18 protein-coding genes are annotated in these 20,066 nt (G+C 47.6%); 2 read left to right on the top strand and 16 right to left on the bottom strand.

The window, feature by feature from the left end; all coding sequences use genetic code 11:
• Positions 1-212: 212 nt before the first annotated feature.
• Positions 213-563, bottom strand: coding sequence for a YraN family protein (locus AB4Z08_RS35290; RefSeq protein ID WP_441578481.1), 351 nt, complete (start codon positions 561-563; stop codon positions 213-215).
• Positions 564-719: 156 nt separating this feature from the next.
• On the opposite strand from AB4Z08_RS35290, the gene manA reads away from it, so the two are divergent.
• Positions 720-1,928 carry a mannose-6-phosphate isomerase, class I gene (manA, locus tag AB4Z08_RS35285; protein WP_441578480.1) on the top strand — a complete coding sequence of 403 codons (1,209 nt, stop codon included), beginning with the start codon at positions 720-722 and terminating at the stop codon, positions 1,926-1,928.
• An 82-nt stretch (positions 1,929-2,010) separates the two neighbouring features.
• Here the strand turns inward: manA and AB4Z08_RS35280 are convergent, their stop codons facing one another.
• From AB4Z08_RS35280 to AB4Z08_RS35255, 6 genes are read right to left on the bottom strand one after another with little or no spacing between them, the layout of a single operon-like run.
• The gene (locus tag AB4Z08_RS35280; protein WP_441578479.1) at positions 2,011-2,961 is read right to left on the bottom strand and encodes an NADP-dependent oxidoreductase; all 951 of its coding nucleotides are present in this window, start codon (positions 2,959-2,961) and stop codon (positions 2,011-2,013) included.
• A 45-nt stretch (positions 2,962-3,006) separates the two neighbouring features.
• The gene (locus AB4Z08_RS35275) at positions 3,007-5,610 is read right to left on the bottom strand and encodes a polynucleotide kinase-phosphatase (RefSeq protein ID WP_441578478.1); all 2,604 of its coding nucleotides are present in this window, start codon (positions 5,608-5,610) and stop codon (positions 3,007-3,009) included.
• Positions 5,591-6,670 (bottom strand): DNA polymerase beta superfamily protein, encoded by a 1,080-nt coding sequence (locus AB4Z08_RS35270; RefSeq protein ID WP_441578477.1) that lies wholly within the window; start codon positions 6,668-6,670, stop codon positions 5,591-5,593. The genes AB4Z08_RS35275 and AB4Z08_RS35270 overlap by 20 nt, the downstream gene beginning before the upstream one ends.
• Positions 6,660-7,421: a nucleotidyltransferase domain-containing protein gene (locus AB4Z08_RS35265; RefSeq protein ID WP_441578476.1), complete on the bottom strand. Its 762-nt coding sequence runs from the start codon at positions 7,419-7,421 to the stop codon at positions 6,660-6,662. The genes AB4Z08_RS35270 and AB4Z08_RS35265 overlap by 11 nt, the downstream gene beginning before the upstream one ends.
• Before the next feature lie 3 nt (positions 7,422-7,424).
• Positions 7,425-8,792 carry a 3' terminal RNA ribose 2'-O-methyltransferase Hen1 gene (locus AB4Z08_RS35260; protein ID WP_441578475.1) on the bottom strand — a complete coding sequence of 456 codons (1,368 nt, stop codon included), beginning with the start codon at positions 8,790-8,792 and terminating at the stop codon, positions 7,425-7,427.
• A gap of 57 nt (positions 8,793-8,849) precedes the next feature.
• Complete coding sequence (locus AB4Z08_RS35255) at positions 8,850-10,001, bottom strand: hypothetical protein (protein WP_441578474.1); 1,152 nt, start codon at positions 9,999-10,001, stop codon at positions 8,850-8,852.
• A gap of 141 nt (positions 10,002-10,142) precedes the next feature.
• Between AB4Z08_RS35255 and AB4Z08_RS35250 the strand changes: the two genes are divergently transcribed.
• Positions 10,143-11,453, top strand: a complete 1,311-nt coding sequence (locus AB4Z08_RS35250) for an O-acetylhomoserine aminocarboxypropyltransferase/cysteine synthase family protein (protein ID WP_441578473.1) — start codon at positions 10,143-10,145, stop codon at positions 11,451-11,453.
• Positions 11,454-11,525: 72 nt separating this feature from the next.
• Here the strand turns inward: AB4Z08_RS35250 and AB4Z08_RS35245 are convergent, their stop codons facing one another.
• Genes AB4Z08_RS35245 through ureA form a run of 9 tightly spaced genes read right to left on the bottom strand, consistent with a single transcriptional unit; the run spans position 11,526 to position 19,860 of the window.
• On the bottom strand, positions 11,526-13,997 hold the full coding sequence (locus tag AB4Z08_RS35245; protein ID WP_441578472.1) for an AsmA family protein: 2,472 nt from the start codon (positions 13,995-13,997) through the stop codon (positions 11,526-11,528).
• 44 nt (positions 13,998-14,041) lie between these two features.
• Positions 14,042-14,746: a hypothetical protein gene (locus AB4Z08_RS35240; RefSeq protein WP_441578471.1), complete on the bottom strand. Its 705-nt coding sequence runs from the start codon at positions 14,744-14,746 to the stop codon at positions 14,042-14,044.
• Positions 14,747-14,755: 9 nt separating this feature from the next.
• A complete protein-coding gene (locus AB4Z08_RS35235; RefSeq protein WP_441578470.1) occupies positions 14,756-15,535 on the bottom strand; it encodes an urease accessory protein UreD in 780 nt (259 codons plus the stop codon).
• Positions 15,532-16,167 (bottom strand): urease accessory protein UreG, encoded by a 636-nt coding sequence (gene ureG / locus AB4Z08_RS35230; protein WP_441578469.1) that lies wholly within the window; start codon positions 16,165-16,167, stop codon positions 15,532-15,534. Before ureG ends, AB4Z08_RS35235 begins: the two co-directional genes overlap by 4 nt.
• A gap of 47 nt (positions 16,168-16,214) precedes the next feature.
• Complete coding sequence (locus AB4Z08_RS35225) at positions 16,215-16,895, bottom strand: urease accessory protein UreF (RefSeq protein ID WP_441578468.1); 681 nt, start codon at positions 16,893-16,895, stop codon at positions 16,215-16,217.
• Between the two features lie 35 nt (positions 16,896-16,930).
• Positions 16,931-17,434, bottom strand: coding sequence for an urease accessory protein UreE (gene ureE / locus AB4Z08_RS35220; RefSeq protein ID WP_441578467.1), 504 nt, complete (start codon positions 17,432-17,434; stop codon positions 16,931-16,933).
• Positions 17,435-17,446: 12 nt separating this feature from the next.
• On the bottom strand, positions 17,447-19,168 hold the full coding sequence (gene ureC / locus AB4Z08_RS35215; RefSeq protein ID WP_441578466.1) for an urease subunit alpha: 1,722 nt from the start codon (positions 19,166-19,168) through the stop codon (positions 17,447-17,449).
• Positions 19,165-19,539, bottom strand: a complete 375-nt coding sequence (gene ureB / locus AB4Z08_RS35210; protein WP_441578465.1) for an urease subunit beta — start codon at positions 19,537-19,539, stop codon at positions 19,165-19,167. Before ureB ends, ureC begins: the two co-directional genes overlap by 4 nt.
• 18 nt (positions 19,540-19,557) lie before the next feature.
• The gene (ureA, locus tag AB4Z08_RS35205) at positions 19,558-19,860 is read right to left on the bottom strand and encodes an urease subunit gamma (protein ID WP_441578464.1); all 303 of its coding nucleotides are present in this window, start codon (positions 19,858-19,860) and stop codon (positions 19,558-19,560) included.
• Between the last annotated feature and the right edge of the window lie 206 nt (positions 19,861-20,066).

Below are 20,066 nucleotides of genomic sequence, written 5' to 3'. Positions count from 1 at the left end.
TGCTACCGGAATACCGGGGGTATATAACAACTCAGGGGGTAGTTTCTAAAAGCTGTGCAAAGATATAAAAGTATGATAGTATTACAGAAAAAACACAAGCATTTTTTTGTTAATAACTAGTTAACGTTAAAACGGGTAAAAGTAGATGTATTTTGCCTTTGCGCGAATTTATCCGCGCAATGATAAATCGAAAATCAATCAGAAAACGATTTTCAGAACACATCTCTGAAATGCATCAGTTCATATTCATCTCCCAAAAAAGTAATAGCAATAATATCGAACCGGATAGCCACCGGATGTAAATGGTAATGCAACAGGTAATCATCGGCTACACTCCTGATATGTTCCTCCTTACGAAAATTAACGGCTTCTTCCGGCCAGCCAAAGCGTGCGCTGCTTCTTGTTTTTACTTCTATAAAATAAATGGTGTGCTCCTTAGTCGCAATGATATCAATTTCCCGGCGTCCGGATTTCCAGTTGAGATGCAGCAACGTGCAGTGCCGGCAAACATACGCCTGTGCAATGGCCTCACCGCGCTGCCCCAGGGTTAAATGGTTCAGCATATGATATGGTTTAGGTTAAACAAACAATCTGTGAAATTAATCAATGGAAATATTTACTTTTCCGAGGGAAGATAAATATTCCGCTTAACACCTATTTTTGCAGGCATATAAAATTATCAATTCTCTGCTATTAAACAAGTAAACAGATAACCATATATGAACTTATTCAGACTGGAAGGAAAAGTACAGCATTATGCATGGGGCGGATTTAAATACATTCCTGAGCTGTTAGGCATTGCGCCAACGGATCAACCCAGTGCGGAATACTGGATGGGTGCGCATCCGAGTGCCCCCTCCCTCATTACTACTGCTGGCGGAACATTGCCACTGAATCAGCTGATACAGCAGGATCCGGCCAATATCACCGGCCCGGCAGTATGGGAAAAATTCAAAGAGCTGCCTTTTCTTTTTAAGATACTGGATGTAAAAGATATGTTGTCCATTCAGGTACATCCTACGAAAAGTGAAGCAGAGAAAGGCTTTGCAAGAGAGAATGCAGAAGGCATTCCCTTAAATGCACCTAACCGTAATTATAAAGATGACAACCATAAGCCCGAAATTATGGTGGCATTGAGTGAGTTTTATCTCCTCCATGGTTTCTTACCACATGCACAACTGCAGCAGGTATTAACCTCCACACCAGAGTTTACCTCACTGGTAAGCATATACGAAAAGGAAGGCTACTATGGTCTGTATAAAAATGTAATGGAAATGCCGCAGTCGCTGGTGAATATCATTCTCCGTCCGCTGACAGACCGCATGATTCCTGACTATAAAGCGAATCGCTTATCTAAAACAAATCCTGGTTTCTGGGCAGCACGTGCCGTATTAAATGATCCGGGCAGCATCGACAAAATCGATCGTGGTATCTTCTCTATCTACTTCTTTAACATCATGCAGGTACAAGCCGGCGATGCAGTATTCCAGGATGCAGGCATTCCACACGCTTACCTGGAAGGTCAGAACGTAGAGCTGATGGCTAATTCAGACAATGTGCTGCGTGGCGGTCTTACCCCTAAACATGTGGATGTTCCGGAACTGCTGAAGCATACCCGCTTTGAAGGCGTAGTACCCAATATCATTAAAGGTAATGTGAGTGCAGATGGACTGGAAAGAATTTATCCTTCTCCGGCGCCTGATTTTGAAGTAAGCAAGATAGATATTCCGGCAGGAAAGGTATACCAACATACCGCCAAAGCGGCGGAAATACTGATTGTAATTAGCGGTACCGCTACTGTGAAAGGAGATGATACGCTGGCGTTACAAAAAGGCCAATGCGTATTCACCGCATATGGTGCCTCTTATGAAATCAGCACCGATAGCGGCGTTGAGCTCTTTAAAGCCACAGTAGCAGTTAGCTATTAGCTTTTAGCTTTTAGAAAATGCAGCGAAGATCAACAAATGATATTCTCCGCTGCATTTTCTAAAAGCTAATAGCTAACTGCTCTTACAGCACTATAACTGTTTTCCCCTTTCCTTTTGCCTGACGGCTTAATGCTACTGCCGCAGGTGCGTCTTCCAGCTTAATTTTATTTTCTACCGGAATTATTAATACGCCTCTGTCTATTACCAGCGATAAGGTATCCAGCGAGGCGGCACTGCCCTGGGTTTCAAAATTGCCTCCGTGAATCTTTCTTGACTTCAATGCTTCTTCATCTGCCACAAATACGGTGGTCAGTGCGCCCGCTCCTGATTTCAACAGGTCCAGATTGGCGGTAAAGCCGGCGCCATCGCTTACCAGGTCGATCAGGCCATCTATCCCATCGGGGTATTTAGCTTTCACCTGAGTGGTTAATGGTGCTTCGTGGTAATTAACCGTATCTGCTGCCCCCAGCTTCTTCATGCGTTCTGCAGATTCGGCATCGGGTACTGTGGCGATCACTGCGATCCCCTGTGCTGCTGCCAGTTGGGTGGCAAAAGAGCCTACGCCGCCGGTAGCGCCATTAATAAGCAGGATATCTCCCTCCTGCAGGTCCAGTTTGTCCAGGAGTTGCTGGGCGGTCATGCCTGCTGTAGGCACTGCTGCTGCTTCTATGGCAGAAATACTGGCAGGAGCATGGGTTATGCCTGACTTCTCAGGCACAATCGCATATTCAGCATAGGAGCCTTCTCCGATAGGTGCATGAATAAACTGTCCGTACACTTTGTCGCCCTTCTTGAACCGGGTAACGCCCTCTCCCACTTCTTCCACTATACCGGCGCCATCAACGCCCATGATAAGCGGGAACTGATGTGGCATTTTTCCGTCGTCCATAATACCATCAATCATTTTCCAGTCGAAGGGGTTCATGCCGGCAGCGGCTACCTTGATCAGGACAGTGCCTGGTCTCACAGCGGGTTTCGGCAGATCCATTACAACAGGAATGTCTTTGAATTTTGATACGGCTACGGCTTTCATAATTATATTTTTAAATGTAGAAAGATGTTTAACAGTGATTGTTTTTTACAACCGGGGATCTACCGGTTCACTCTCTAACGCTAAAATACCAAATACACACTGATGCACCAGCTGTAAAGGATCTTTATTTACAAATCTTTCGAGTCCTTCCAGTCCCAGCGCGAATTCGCGCAATGCCAGCGAACGTTTGCCGGTCAGCTTGCGGTTGCGCAGGCGTTCCAGGTTTTCGGCGGCATCGTATTCAGGACCATAGATGATGCGCAGGTATTCTGCGCCACGAATCTTGATAGCTGGTTGTATAAGACCTTTATCCCCTTTGCTGAGGAAGGTATATGGCTTTATCACCATTCCTTCACCACCGGCGGCAGTTAGCTCCTTCCACCAATTGATGGCGGCCTGCTCACTTTCTGCATTTCCTGTTTCCACCAGGAGATAAGGAGTAGCCAGGAGTATTTGTTCATCGCCTGCACAAATATTTTTTATGGCAGACATATGCCATTCATGGTCTTTATCAAACCACGTTTTCCCTTCCGTAGCCATGATGTGAAACGGCGCCAGCTTATAGTCGTCCAGTGAGTTCACGGACCAGCAATACTGCCTGTAGGCTTTCACGTAATGGGTGGTTTGCTCCAGGCGCTTTGTATACTTTTCCAGCAACGCCTGTGCAGGTGCACCATTGCTGATGGCCTGTTGCAAAGCCGTTACTACCGCCGGCAACGCCTTGCCAGCAGCGGTGCCTACTGCCGCATATTGCGTTTGCAACAGGGCCTGTGCCTTGGCGCTCCAGGGCATCAGCTCTGCATCCAGGCATACCCAGTCTGTATCAAAGGTTTCATAGAAGCCAGTGCTGATCAGAGCCGTATTGATACGTGCAATGAAATCCTGTTCGGTTTGTTTGTCAGTAAAGAAAGAACGGCCCGTCCTGGTATAGATCACGCCATTGCCTTCCCCGGTAACGCCGAAACGGCGTTCCGCCACTTCTTCATCTCTGCAAACAATCACCACGGCGCGGGAGCCCATATGCTTTTCTTCACAGATTACCTTCTCCAGGCCTGCTTCTTTATAGTACTGTAATCCTTCTGCAGGATGTTCCAAAAAGCCCTGTGCCTGGCTGGTTTCAGCCGGCGACATGGTAGGTGGCAAATAGATCAGCCACTTAGGATTAATCGTAAACCTACTCATCACTTCCAGCGCAGCAATATTGTTTTCTTCGCGGATGGTGATATTATTGCTATAGCGGGTTTGCAGGATTTGCTTGCCCGTAAAATCTTCTATATTCAAAACACTGTCATACTGCTGCTGTACGCTCAGCACACTGTCGGCACTGTAGCCGATAGGCCTTGCCGGTACGGCGTATTGTTCCAGCGCTGGTACGGATACCAGCGCTCGTTCCGGATAACGCAAGGCGGTGAGTGAAGCACCAAATACACAACCGGTATCAATGTCGATGGTGTTATTCAACCACTGTGCGGTAGGTACAGGCGTATGTCCGTATACCACCATGGCGCGGCCTTTATATTCCAGGGCCCAGTTATAACGTACCGGCAGTCCGAATTCATCTGTTTCGCCGGTGGTTTCACCGTATAAACAAAATTCCCTGACCGCACCGGAGCCACGCCCCTGCATACTTTCCTTTAAGCCGGCATGGGCTACTACCAGTTTACCATCATCTAGTACGTAATGACTGATGAGCCCATCAATAAATGATTTTACGGATTCCAGGAACTCGGGAGTTTCGCTGGTCAGCTGTGCTACCGTTTGTTCCAGGCCATGCCTGAGCTGCACATTTTTCCCGTTCAGGTAACGCAGCAACTTGGCGTCGTGGTTACCCGGCACACATAAAGCCAAACCGTTGTTCACCATGTTCATGACCAAACGCAGTACCTGCGGGGACTTGGGACCACGATCTACCAGGTCGCCCACGAAAACCGGTTTGCGGAAGCGCGTATATCCTTCAGCGTTAGTAGTCATAGGAGCGCTGATCAGCGATGTGTTTTCTCTGTCTACCTGGTAGCCGAGTACTTCCAGTAAGTTACACAGTTCATCGTAGCAGCCGTGTACATCCCCGATGATATCGAAAGGTCCGTGTTCGTCTTTCTTATTATTATAGAGCGGGCTACGGGTAATAGTTTCCAGCATCGCCACATCTTCCGGTGAGCGCATTTCAAAAATCTGCCGGAAGCCTTCTTCCCGCAAATCACGAAGTCCACGTTTTAACTGGCTGATCTGCTGTGGTATCACGTGTGTACCAAAATTGCGATCGCTGCGCAATGTATTGCGCTCCTGGCATACCTGCTCCGGCATGTTCAGCACAATAGCCACCGGCAGCACATGATATTCTCTGGCCAGCCGCACCCATTCCCTGCGGGATTCGGGTTGTACGTTAGTAGCATCAATCACCGTGAGCAACCCTAACTTTAAACGTTTGGCTGCAATAAACCGCACCAGCTCAAAAGCATCTGCCGACACGGTCTGGTTGTTTTCATCGTCGCTGATTAAGCCGCGGCAAACATCAGATGAAATAATTTCTGTCGGTTTAAAAAACCGATGGGCAAACGTAGACTTACCGGCGCCGGAAGGGCCGATTAATAATACCAGTGATAATTCTGGTATAGAGATATGTGATAATTTAGTATTTCTTCGGGACATAAAATTCGTCTCTTATTCTTCTTAACAGCGCTTCTGCCAGCTCCGGGTCCGGGTGTTCCGGCAGGTCTGACGCAGCATACAGCTGTTGCATGTGATGTAATTTTTGGGTAGCCATTTCCACGAGGGTATCGTAACTGAATTCGCCATTACGGATACGCAGGAGGAAATCGCGGTCGTGCCTGTGCACCCGTACTTCTTTATATAAAGCAATTTCTTCTGCCATGGTTAACAAACGGAAAGTATGCATCATGTGCTTACTATCGTAATCGGCGCCCAGCTCTTTGTTATGGTTATAACGTGCATCATTGCGGAGTGCTACCCATTCGTGATAGGCGGCGAAGTCCTTGCAATACACCGTATAGCCATCTTTGTTAAACTGCATAATCGCCAGGGGCCCCTGCCCTTTGGGAACTGCACTCAACTGCACATCGTTGGCATCTGCACCGGAGAAAATGCCTTTGAAGGTTGTTTCCATATCGAATTGCGCGGCATGGTATAAGGCATATACATCCCGGAAATGATCGATGCGGGACAGGCCACAGTCTTCCTGCTGTAACTGTTTTTCGTTTAGCCAATCGCGTAATGGTACACTTTGTCCACCCACAATAACGTAGCAAAATTCAAAAACGGATTTCCTTTCTGCGGGATACGACTGGTTGATCTTTTTATTTAATCCCTTCGCCTTTTTCATCTGCGTGTTTGCAAAACCGGCAAAGGTTTCCATGCATAAGCGGGATAGAAAGTCCGCCGGCTTTATCAGGTCCATCAACGGGTGACGGCACAACTGATTGCCGGCAGAGGTACTTAGCAGTTCCAGTATGTTGGGATTATTTTTCTCCAGCAATTCCAGGAAACGCTTTATTTCAAAGTATACTTCATCGTTGCTCTGGTTGGCTACCTGAGGAGTATACGTCAGTCCATACAACTCCTGTTGCGGCAATATGAATACACCTTTGATGTCGGTATCTGAAGTAGGCACCTGCAGGTTATACGCTCTGCTGCCGCTGATGCATTCCAGCAGGATATACTGCCTGTTTTGTTGCAGTGCTTCAAAAGTCATAGGCAATATATTTCCGGAAAAGTACATCCAGTTCAGTTGTGTCATTCCTTACGGCAGGTAACTCAGCTGATAATTGTTTGCATTGTTCCAGGGTACCGGCGATCCATTGATGCAGTGCCAATACAGGTGCAATAGTGGTTTGCTCATCGGCATTCACTTTTACTTCCAGCAAATGATCAATTTCCTTTTGAATCGCTTCATCGGTGATTAATGTACGCAGGGTAGCAAACTCCATCGGTGGCACGCCTTTACCCGCCAGTATCCATTGACACGCCAGCATAGGCCGCAACACATAGAAATACTTTTTCACTTTCACCACGTCTCCTTCCAGTTCATTGGTGAAAGTATTATAGGCCATAGACAGGTAGTGATGACAACCCGATCTTGGTGAAAAATATTTTTCCATTAATCCCTTAAGGGTTTGTTTGAAGTCGGTTTCTTCCTGGTAAACAATGGGCGACTGCAACCATTCGTACAGGGGCGCATTGGATTTCAGGAACAGCTGTAATCCTTTACGGATATCCCATCCGCTTACATCCAGCACTTCGTCTACCGGAGGTTCAATCACGTCCCGTTGTTCTGTGATGCTCAGGTAGGTATCTTTATGCCGCGTATAAATAAAGCGGATATCAAAGTCGCTGTCGGGCGATGGAAAGCCCCAGGCACGGCTGCCGGACTCACATGCGTAAAGTATTTTAACCTGGTGTGATTGTTCCAGTTCTTTTATTTTCTGCAGTATTACTTCTTCCATAAATTATCTTTTAAACAGGGCCAGTTGGCTGGGACCACCTAATACTTCATCTGTTTCTCCCAAAGGCCTATAAGTTACAATATAACCAAATTGTGCGGCTACCCGGTTACCCCATGCTTCAAATTCGGCTCTTGTCCACTCAAAACGGTGGTCATTATGCCGGAAGTTCCCGTTGCTAAGGGTTTCATACAGGATGTTATATTCTGCGTTTACCGTGGTAATAACCACATATTGTGGCCGCGCGTATTCAAAAACCACTTTTTCCAGGGCATTCAAACGGGGCAGGTCCAGGTGTTCAATTACCTCTACCAGCACGCCGGCATCAAAACCGGATAAGCGTTTATCCCTATACGTTAGAGAGCCCTGTATTAGTTGTATCCGATTTTTCTGCATTTCCGGCAGTCGGTCGAGCTTCAGTTTTGACTGGGCTATCTCCAGGGAATGATAGCTGACATCCATGCCCAGTATATTTTTGAAGGCAGATTTCTCCATGAGCAAACGTAACAGTTTGCCTTCACCACAACCCATATCTGCCACCGAGGAAACATTCAGTTCCAGGAGCAGGTCTCTTACCGTTTGGAGCCTGACATCATGCAGGCGTACTTTTTCTTTAGGCTGTTTTACTTCCTCTGGAAGTACTTCCTCCTTCATGATCATGCCCAACGCTTCTTTTGCCAGTGGCCCGATATTCCGGAGATAGCGGCGGGTAATCAGTTCCTTGGCCGGATGGGTATCCAGCCAGCCCTGCCCCTTTTCCATGAGCTTTTCAATTTCATGCCCGCCTACGAAATAGTGCTTATCGTTATCGCAAACCGGGATCAGGATATATAACTGACTCAGGATTGTTTTCAGTGGCAGCGTATGCTGCAGCGTTACATTAAAGTAGCGGCTCTGCCCCCATTCCGGAAACTGTTCATCCAGCACATAGGATTCCAGCGATATTTTATAACCCAATGGTTCAAAAAATTGTCGTAATAAATGTTCTCCACCTTTTACTGGCAGCACCGACAAGGTAATTTCAAAAGGAATCGCTTCGTCTGTCAGGTGTGGCTTGTCTTTGCAACGGCCATTCATCGCGGAAGAATAAGCTTGCGCAATAGCAGCGCTCATGAAAGACGAGGCCACATAAGGGCGGTCATTCACGTACTGTTCCAGTGCGAAATCATTGTGGGCGCCGTTGCGGCGAACCAGTCTTACCGGATCAATATCGAGCAGTAAAGCGGCCGTGCAGGAATCATCGGTGGCTTCGGGATAAAAAATGTGCGCACTACCGGCGGTCAGTTCAACAGTTTGTACTTTAGCGGGATGTTTGTGCAGCAGATAGCCAAGGTCTGTAGCGGGGTAACGTTTAGTCGTAATAGTTAATAACATCGGTCAACTGTGCTTCTTCACGGAAGCACTCTTTTTATAAATTATGAATCGAAGATATTATTTTTTAGTATATACCACAAATTTCCGGCGGATAAAATCGTTGAAATCCATCTTATCTACCTGCAGTAATTCCGTTACGGACCGGTAAAAATCGTCGTACTGTTTACCGGCCATTAATAATTTCTTAACGCCCTCCCATCCGTATCGCTCATCTGCCAGCTGACAAATGAGGCCGCCTATCGCATAACTCACGGTGCTCTGATGGTTTACATCATAACCTGATTCCATATCGGCCATGATGCTACGTTCCGGGTGAGCAGCATAAAAATCAGCCAGTTGATGTAAGTGCCAGGCTAAAGGCTGTCCGGCGCTGCCGCCCAGGTAAGTGGGATATCCTTCGCCGATAGCTTGATTCAGGGTGGCGGCGTAGATACTGTTGATATACAGATGTACCACCTCATGCGGATACCATTCACTGTTATTCCCGCTAAAAAGTATCCTGCGCTCCACTTCCGCCAGTCCGCCAGTGGTATCAGCTATGATCCGCGGTTCATAATCCCAGCCCTGAATACGGTACATCTGCTCCCGGTCTATGCACTTATAGTAAGTAAAAGCAATGGGCATTACGCCGAAACGCTGTGCCAGCTGATGGTTGAAAGCCACTGTTTTATCTGCAATGGCCGGATCAAACGTATACGGATAAACGAATTTTACTTCTGCTACCTGCTTGGTAGTCCAACGGGCAGTGCGTGTACTCAGCACGTGTTTAAACCGGAAACCGGCCGCGGTTTTCACGGCCACAATGTTATAGATGGCGCGCAGCACCGGTGGTTCGTTTTCATGTTGACTGATAAAAGCCAGCTTCAGCAGGTAGCTGCCAGCGGGCGACAGCGTTTGAATACCCGCCAGTACCGGTTTATAGAAGGAGGGATCCTGGTATTTGCCACTCATCTCTATGAAATATAAATCCTTGTAAGGAGCCTGGTTAGCCACAAAATCGGATGATAGCCAGTAATCGTTTTTATACAGGTCATTGTTTTTGGTGGTCAGAAAACCATGCAAACTTTTCAGCAGGTCCTGGTTATCCTGTGGGTTATCCAGCGATATCACGTTGGGATTGATGCGAAAAATAAAACCAGTATCTGATTGTGCATTAACGGTTAAACTTATCAGGATCAGGGTAAAAACAGCTACTACTTTGGTATACATGAATAATGGCGTATTTATTTAAACAACAAATTATCATTTAATCTCTATACCTTCTCCCCTTCTCACATAAAAATATTTTGTTTTTACGATTAGTCTACTATATTTGTAGACTTTTATTTTCCACCTTTAAATCTTCCGGTTATGTCCGATAAGCCATTACATTTTGACACACTCCAGGTACACGCAGGCTACCAGCCAGAGGGCACCACACATGCAGCAGCAGTGCCTATTTACCAAACCTCCTCCTTTACCTTCGACAGTGCAGAACATGCTGCAGATCTATTCCAGCTGAAGCAGTTTGGTAACATCTACACCCGTATCATGAATCCGACTACGGACGTATTTGAAAAAAGAGTGGCAGCACTGGAAGGTGGCGTAGCTGCACTCGCAGTGGGTTCCGGACAGGCTGCACAGTTCATTGCCCTGCATAATATATTGTTACCGGGAGATAACTTCGTGACCTCCTCTTACCTGTATGGTGGGACCTTTAACCAGTTCAAGGTAAGCTTCAAGCGCATTGGTGTGGAAGCCCGTTTTGCGGATCTTGATAACCCTGAAAGCTTTGAAGCGCTGATAGATGAAAATACCAAAGCCATTTATGTGGAAACAATCGGTAATCCCGGGTTTTCCATTCCTGACTTTGAAAAAATAAGTGCCATTGCGCGTAAACATGATTTGCCTTTGGTAGTAGACAATACTTTTGGCGCTGCCGGCTACCTGGCCCGTCCGCTGGAGCATGGCGCCAACGTGGTAGTAGAATCTGCTACCAAATGGATCGGTGGACATGGCACCAGCATAGGCGGTATTATTGTAGACGGTGGCAACTATAACTGGGGGAATGGCAAATTCAAACAGTTCAGCGAACCGGATGAAGCATACCATGGCATGAAGTTCTGGGAAGTATTTGGAGACCAGAGTCCATTCGGCAACATTGCCTACATCATCCGTGCACGGGTGGCAGGTTTACGTAGCTGGGGTCCTGCCCTCGCACCGCAGAACTCCTTCCTGTTCCTGCAGGGACTGGAAACGCTGTCCCTCCGCGTACAACGCACCGTAGACAATGCGCTGGCACTGGCGCAGTGGTTACAGCAGCATCCACAGGTAGAATCAGTCAACTATCCTGGTTTACCGGATAATAAATACCATGCACTGGCACAAAAATATCTGCAAAATGGCTTTGGTGGCGTATTAAGCTTCAAGATCAAAGGTGGCAAAGAAACGGCGGATAAATTCGTACAGTCGTTGAAGTTAATTTATCACCTGGCGAATGTGGGCGATTCAAAAACCCTCATCATTCACCCGGCTACAACCACGCACCAGCAGTTGAGTGAGGAAGAACAAAAGAAAGCAGGTGTTGCACCAGGCGTATTACGCATTTCACTGGGAATAGAACATATCGGAGATATCCAGAGTGATATCGCACAGGCATTTGAAACAGCTTTTAGCAGTTAGCTTTTAGCTTTTAGAAAATGCAGCGAAGATCAGCATATTATGTTCTTCGCTGCATTTTCTAAAAGCTAATGGCTAGTCGCCTGTATCAATATCTGTCGCATCCCCGCTCACGTCCTTGTCCTTATCTCCTTTTCCCAGTTTGATCTTTACCTTTCCATCCTTTTCCGATACTGCACGCAGATGAATGACAATTCCTTTTTTGCTGCGCCTGCGTTTTTCTTCTTTATCAGTAATAGCAGAATCTTTAGCCGGATTACGTAACGGAATATCCAGGTTAATATTAGTCGGTGCATCTATACCGTATACGCCCTGTACGTCTATATTAATAGCACTGGAGGCGATCCGCATAGGCGGAATAATAATTTTATTTCCCTGCACCTGGAAAGTATTATTCAGGTTCTCAAATGTAATGCTGTCGAGGTGCCTTTTGCGGAAAGCAAAGTTGCCGATATCGGCTAATGGGCCGAAGTTGACGAGTGCACCGTTCTTCAGGCTAAAGTTAATGGTGCCATACAAAGAGTTCTTTCCCAGCGAGCCATTATCCAGTACATTCCCTTTCAGGTTCACTTTCGCCGATACATTCCCTTTCAGGTTGTCAGAGGTAAGAGAAGTAAGCCCGAAATTATTAAACGCATAAAACAGCTGGCCGATATGCACATTGTTTACAGTAGCGTTCATGTTGAAGTTATTGTTAACCCCTTGCTGCGTCATGGTTCCGGTCAGTTGCATACTTCCTCCTGCATGGTCCAGGGCAATCTGTTTTAACAGGATGCCTGAATTTGTTAGTTCCAGCGCCGCCTTTACATTCTGCGCAGTAAAGCGCTGATAAGTTACCTTATCCAGTTGAACATTCATCGTTACATCGCTGGAGGCCAATACTACGTCCAGCTGCCGCGATACACGCCCCATTTTTGCCTTCTGCTGACTCTTGGAAGGCTTGGCCTTCTGTCGCGGTGCAAGGAAGCTTTTGAACTCATTAAGGTCTACCAGTTGACTGCGTATATTCCAGGTCAATGCTATTTTCTCCGGCGTAGTGAAATACAGGTTCAACAGGTTCTTTACCACCCCATCCATTTGCAGGTTACTCTTATCTGTTTGTACGTGTATGTTTTCCAGCAACAGGTCCTGGCCCGTGAAACGCAGGGTGGCATTGGCATCATGAAAGGATAGGTTACGGGGCGTATAGGTGAACGCTCCTTGTTTCACGGTTACCACCCCCTGCAGCGATGAAGGGGTGTTATCATCCGCCAGTACCGGCCCCGTATAATACAGGTCAGCATTGGCATCACCTGCTTTAAATACAATCGGTGCATCTACCGCAGCCCCATTCAGATTGGCCAATGGGAATTCCGAACGGAAATGCCCGTGTAACAATGGCTGTTTCAGATTAACCACCCGGATGGTATCCGCTTTAAGAGGAATACCAGACAGTGAGGCACTCAGCTGGAAAATATTAACGGCTGAATTTTCATCGGTATGTCCCTGTCCGGGTAATACTTCATTATTAAATCTGCCGGTGAAATTACAATTGCTCCATTCTCCCATGGTGCTCACCAATACGTTGTTGGTCGTTTTCCAGGTAATCACCACTTTTGGGGTATCCCGGAATTTCATATGCCCGTCCAGGTTAGCCTCCGCATCCAGTGGTTTTGTCAGCGTAATACTGCTCAGTTTTGTATTGATATTGGGAGGCAGCCAGCTGGCGGCATCTTTCAGCAGTACCTGGTTAGCAATGATCTTTAGCTGAAAGGGCGGCGGCTTTTCGCCGAAACCAAACTGCCCTGCAATCAGTACCGGATGGTCATCTATCCGGATCTCCTGTTGTGGTATGGTGAGTATTTTTGTGCGCTTATTGAAGATGACCGAAAGATTCAATTGCATTTTTTTATCCTTCAGGTAACTTCCTTTGTTGGTATTAAAGGCGAAGCTTTTCGACATAATATCCGAGAGCATGGTAAACTGTATACTACTGTCTGTCGCCTTCATCTTCCCGTCCAGCTGACGAATGTCCAGGTCGAATAACTTAAACTTCTGCTGGTTGTCTATCACGAAGTTGATATTCCTAAGTGTCAGCTGTTCCACATTGGCATCTTTGGAGCCATTGCTTTTCTTTTTCTCTGAGGATGGCCGTTGTAAGACGTAAGTATTGGAATACCCGGCGGTATCGGTATACAGGTAGATTTTGCCGTCCTGCAGGGTTACTTCATTCACATCTACGTGCTTGCGTAGCAGTGATAACGTATTCACCCGTACGAAGATATAGTTCACATCCAGCAAGGCATGGTGATGTTGTTGCCAGAGGCTATCCTGCAGTACTACTTTTTTCAGGCCGATAGATACGTTGGGAAAGCTCTTCCAGAGGGAAGGCTCCATGTCCTCAATGGTGATAGTGCCGTTCAGGCGGTCATTCAGCTGCCCCGTAATCTGTTTGAGGAAAGTGGCTTTATTGGCACGTATGTACCAGGTCATACCCAGGAATAATAACAGTAGCAGGGCTATCAATACCCCGCCGGTAATAAGGATGATCCTGAGCCATTTTCGCATGTGGTAAAGGTTTATTTGCTATAACAGATGATCTGTTAAACAGTTCACCAACCCATAAAAACCATGCCTGCTCCGCAAACGGTAACTGCGGCTCCACTGATTGCCGCCATATACCGCTCTGTGGCCACCGGTTTCATCAAAGAAAAACCATAATAGCCTAATAAAACCATCACGATCATGGTAAGAATGGTGAACACTGTAAATGTAGCTATCAACATAATAATGCCAGGTACTGATTGTTGCGCGGCCGGATAAAATAACAAGGGCAACAATGGCTCTGATGGCCCCATTACAAATATGACAAACAAAATCCACGGCGTAACCCGGATCCTTTTCTGTGGCGCCACATATGCCTCATTGTGACGATGTTGATACACATACATATCGCCATCATCGTACACATCAAAATGTTTATGCGGCCGGTTCGCAATCGCTTTATAGATTCCCCATATGAGGTAAAAAAGCCCCAATATCAGCAACGCCCATCCCGCAATACCACCCCGTACTTCCGTTATCGCGGTGAAGCGCGATAACTGCCAGCCCAATACCACACCGATCATCCCGATCACCAGGGAGCTCATGACATGCCCCAGCCCGCAGAGGGCCGTCCAACCGATGGTTTTAGCAATGGACCATTTCCGCGTACGGGAAAAAACGATGAAGGGTACGTAATGATCCGGCCCTGATGCGGTATGCAGACAACTGATGGTAACCGCGGTTAATAATAAACTGTTATCGATAAATGTCATGCAATTTTTTTATGCAGATAAAAGCCTGGCCAGCTGCTGCTGGCATTCATACAGTTGTTCCCCGCTGTGACCGAGGAGCCTTACCATTACGCCACCACCCTGTGTGCGCGTTACGCCCGCCAGCATCCGGGGCTGTTCTTCCAGGTAACGGTGAAGGCTGTCCGCAGTTTCATTCATGGCGACATTTTCATGGGTATCAAAAAACAGGAAGGTAGCCTGATGGGTATATCCTTCCATCCAGCCCATAGCGGTAAAGTCAGTAAGACCAGGCTGCATCAGCAGGTTATCCCGCAATAACAGCCGCTTACCGGCATATACCTGGGTAATGCTGTGCAGTTTGGTAAACAGAAATACTTCCCCGTTCAATTTACGGCCACAGGTAATAATCTCGCCCCATATCAACCGGCAGTTGCCTGCCAGGTGAATATTCGTGTAGCCGGTATAGGTAGCCTTTTCATGGGGCACCAGCGGATGTGGCAAAAAGGTAAAAGTACTGCCGGTTTGCAGCCGTACTGTCATCTCCTGTCTGGCACCGGTTTCCATATTAAACAGCCGCTGATAGGCCTGGGTTTGCAGGTGCAGGGCTGTTCCTGCCGCCACGGTAATATCCAGCTGGTAATGATCTTTGTCCAGCATGCCGGGGGAAGAACTCATCATCATGAGGCGCAGTACCGGGTCGCTACGCTCTTCCCGCACGTTGGCAATTTTAAAAGGCCGGGTACAATAGCATTCTTTCAGGTAAGTACCTGCGTCTCTTTTACCTGTCAATATCTTCAGTTCACTTATCATGTCAGGAGGTTCGGTGCAGCTACGTCTTCGAGTAAAGCAAATCGTTTAATCCAGTTGATCACGTCTTCCAGTCCTTTGCCACTCATCAGGTCTGTGAACACGAAAGGTTGTCCCTGCCTCATTTTGCGGGCATCGCGTTCCATTACGCCGAGGTCTGCATGCACATAAGGCGCCAGGTCAATTTTATTGATGACCAGCAAATTGGAGCGGGTTATACCGGGGCCTCCTTTGCGGGGGATTTTATCTCCTTCTGCCACATCAATCACAAAGATGGTGACATCTGCCAGGTCGGGACTGAAGGTGGCGGAGAGGTTATCACCACCGCTTTCTATAAAAATGATTTCAATGTCCGGAAAGCGGCGCACCATTTCTTCCACGGCTTCCAGGTTCATGCTGGCATCTTCCCGGATGGCCGTATGCGGGCATCCACCGGTTTCTACACCAATGATCTTTTCCGGTGGCAGCAGACTGTTCTGCGTCAGAAACTCGGCATCTTCCTTTGTATAAATATCGTTGGTGATCACCGCCACATTATAATCTTTGGCCATCTGCCTGGTGAGCCGTTCTATGAGCGCTGTTTTGCCGGAACCTACCGGGCCAGCTACTCCTATCTTGATGTATTCTCTGGTCATTGATGTAGAATTAAAAATTACGACATATACAAACACTTCTTTCCTGCCTATGACATATACAAGCGGCTATACAACCGTTCATGCTGCATGCTGCGGATATCAAATCCGGCGTTGCAAAGGCCCAGCAAAGTTTTGTCGGGCTGCATGGTAGCAGTGGTCAGCTCCTGCAACAGTGGCTGCAAATCAAAGATGATATCTTGTCCATCCATTTGCCCCAGCGGTACCAGCTTCACGCAATTCGTTACCATGGCTGCTGCTGCATTGTAATAAAATGCATACAAGGCGGCGGAAAGCGGGATGCCTAACAGGCAGGCATAAACGCCAAATACCAGGCAATAATGCGGGCCAGTTCCTGCAGCTGCTTCATATTGGGTCATCAACGGATCTATATACCTGCGGCTGAAAATGCGGGTAAGCCGGGCGCCCAGTTTATGGCTGGCTTCCCGGAGCTCCCGTGGCGCCTTCACAGCGGAGCACAGCTCCTGCAGTTCCAGCAATGCGGTGATGTTTTGTGCAGTCGCCGCCGTGTAAGCAAGACTCATAAAAGCAGCATCGTTATACTGCAAATTGTTCTGCAGCATATTGCGGACAAAAGCTGCTGCAGTTGTACGGCTGTTGACCAAACCCTGTTGCACAAATGTTTCCAGGCCGGCAGAATGGGTATAGCTGCCAATAGGAAGTGTACTGTCTGCCAGGTGCAATAAGCTGCCGAGATAATGCTGTTCCATAGATTTCAATTGCACGTTTTGCTGATGACGGATAATTATTTCGATGCCAGTTCCAGGATCTTTTCAAAAAACGAAGGACCACCATTGCCATGGGCATGTGGCTGCACATTGGTACGCAGTATATGCAGCAGTTGCCGCCTTTCTTTTACCACCGGATATCCTGCGGTATGTAACCAGCGAAATAAGGGCTCGTCTGCCGGAATCAGTAACTGCTCTCCTTCCAGGAAAAGCGGTAAATGTTTATTCCCTATTTCATAACAAACCCAGGCCATTTCTGCCATGTTGCGCGGACTGATTACGATGGCATCGCAGGGAAGAATATCCACTACAATCATCAGGTCATCGTCCTGGTAAAGAATATCGTGCTGCTGCAGCTGTTGTCCTTCCCTGGTAAACTTCAGTGCCACTTCACGGCCGCCGGCAGTGTGTTTTCGCTGAATGCGCCGGGTAGTTTCAAACCACTCCAGCGGCAGCAGATCTGTTTCTTTGCTGCTACGTGTATGCGTAGCCGTATTTCCTATGATTTCTCTTACCAACATATCGTCTCCTTCTTAAAATAAAAAATAACGCTGTGCCATTGCCAACTCTTTCAATGGCTCACAGGTAATCTTTTCGCCGTCTACCCGCACTTCGTAAGTTTCAGGATTCACGGTGATATCAGGTGTTTTGTCGTTATGGATCAGGTCTTTCTTGGAAATGTTGCGGCAATTGCGCACCGGCAGCAGTTGTTTCTGCAAACCATATTCTTCTTTGATACCCTTCTCTAACGACAACGCAGATACGAAAAGCACGCAGGTATTCAACAGGGCTTTCCCGTGGGCGCCAAACATATGACGGTATACCACCGGCTGCGGTGTAGGAATCGATGCGTTGGGATCCCCCATCCTGCTGGCATTGATCATCCCGCCTTTAATGATCATCTCCGGTTTTACGCCAAAGAAAGCCGGCTTCCATAATACCAGGTCGGCCATCTTGCCTGGTTCCAGTGAACCTACATGTGCTGAAATGCCGTGGGCAATCGCCGGGTTGATGGTGTATTTGGCGATATATCTTTTCACCCGGAAGTTGTCGTTGTCGTGATTTTTATCTTCTTCGAGAAAGCTGCGTTGCTTCTTCATTTTGTCGGCCGTTTGCCAGGTGCGTATCACTACTTCCCCTATACGTCCCATGGCCTGTGAGTCGGAGCTCATGATGCTGAATACACCCATATCGTGCAGGATATCCTCTGCAGCAATGGTTTCCGGGCGAATACGGGAATCGGCAAAAGCCACATCTTCCGGTACTTTCTTATCCAGGTGATGACATACCATCAGCATATCCAGGTGTTCATCAATCGTATTGATGGTATAAGGTCGGGTAGGATTGGTAGACGCAGGCAGTACGTTGGGGAAAGATGCGGCACGGATAATATCCGGTGCATGGCCGCCCCCGGCGCCTTCTGTGTGGAAGGTATGAATCACCCGGCCATTGATGGCGTTGAGCGTATCTTCCAGGAACCCCGCCTCATTGAGGGTGTCGGTATGTATGGCAATCTGCACATCCAGTTCATCCGCCACTTTGAGAGCAGCATCAATTACGGCGGGTGTAGCGCCCCAGTCTTCATGTATTTTCAATCCCAGGGCACCGGCAGCAATTTGTTCTACCATAGGTGCTGTGGTGGCGCAGTTGCCTTTACCAAAAAATCCCAGGTTCACCGGGTAGGCTTCTGCTGCCTGCAGCATGCGCTGGATGTTCCATTTTCCGGGGGTTACGGTGGTCGCACTGGTACCGTCTGCCGGTCCGGTGCCACCGCCTATCAGGGTGGTTACACCGCTGAAAAGGGCATGATCTATCTGCTGTGGACAGATAAAGTGAATATGTGTATCAATACCACCGGCGGTAGCAATCAGGTTGGCGCCATTGTGAATTTCTGTAGACGCGCCAATGATTAGTTCCGGATGCACCCCATCCATGGTATCCGGATTGCCTGCCTGTCCTATGGCGACTATTTTACCGTCTTTAATGCCGATGTCGCCCTTTACAATGCCCCAGTGATCAATGACGATCACGTTGGTAATGACAAAATCAAGCACCCCTTCGCTACGCAATGCAGTAGCGGATTGCGCCATGCCATCTCTTACACTTTTCCCTCCACCAAATTTGCTTTCATCCCCATATACGTTGTAGTCCTTTTCTATTTCAATGATCAGGTCTGTATCTGCCAGCCGTACGCGATCGCCGGTGGTAGGACCATACATGTTTACATATTTTGTTTTGCTGATATGCAGACTCATAATTGTTCGGATTTAAAGTTCAGCAATGCGGCCTTTGCGATGGCGGCGGCCTTTACGGTGGGATCAGTGGTATCGCCGTTCACGAGGTTGTTTATACCTATCACCCGTTTGTGGCCACCCAATTCTACCAGCTCTACTTCTTTGGCTTCTCCCGGCTCAAACCTCACAGCATTGCCGGAAGGAATGTTCAGGCGCATACCAAATGCTGCTTCACGGGGAAATGACATCATGCGGTTGACTTCAAAAAAATGGCAGTGGGAGCCAATCTGTACGGGTCTGTCACCGGTATTGACCACGCTTATCTTTACCGTTTTCCGGCCAGCGTTAGCGATGATATCTTCTTTCTTTAAAAAATACTCTCCTGGGATCATTGCGGAAAAATTTAATGGTTAGCGGATAGGATCATGTACGGTGACCAGTTTGGTACCATCCGGGAAAGTGGCTTCGATCTGTACTTCGTGGATCATTTCCGGAATGCCTTCCATCACGTCTTCACGGGCAAGAATAGTAGCGCCGTAGTGCATCAGCTCTGCTACGGTTTTCCCATCACGGGCAGCCTCCATAAGGTGACTGCTGATCAGTGCAATCGCTTCCGGATAGTTGAGGCGCAGTCCTCTTGCTTTTCTTTTTTCGGCCAGCTCACCAGCCAGGTGCAGTAATAATTTCTCGGTTTCCCGTGCAGTCAGGTGCATATGAATAGATTGTTGTAAAAAATGGTTGACCGGGAGATTGGTTGGTGTACGAAAGGAATGGTAAAGTACGAATTTTCCGGATTACCCGAAAATTACCGTGCAGGGATGCTAACGTGGAAGATTTATAATGGCAGGAAGGTGATGGGGAGTAGGTTTCCGGCAGCAGACAGGCAATAATAGTAACACATCCTGCTATAGTATTACCT

This window comes from Chitinophaga sp. RAB17, assembly GCF_052114225.1.
Lineage (GTDB): Bacteria > Bacteroidota > Bacteroidia > Chitinophagales > Chitinophagaceae > Chitinophaga.
This window is presented reverse-complemented; position numbering and strand designations above follow the sequence as displayed.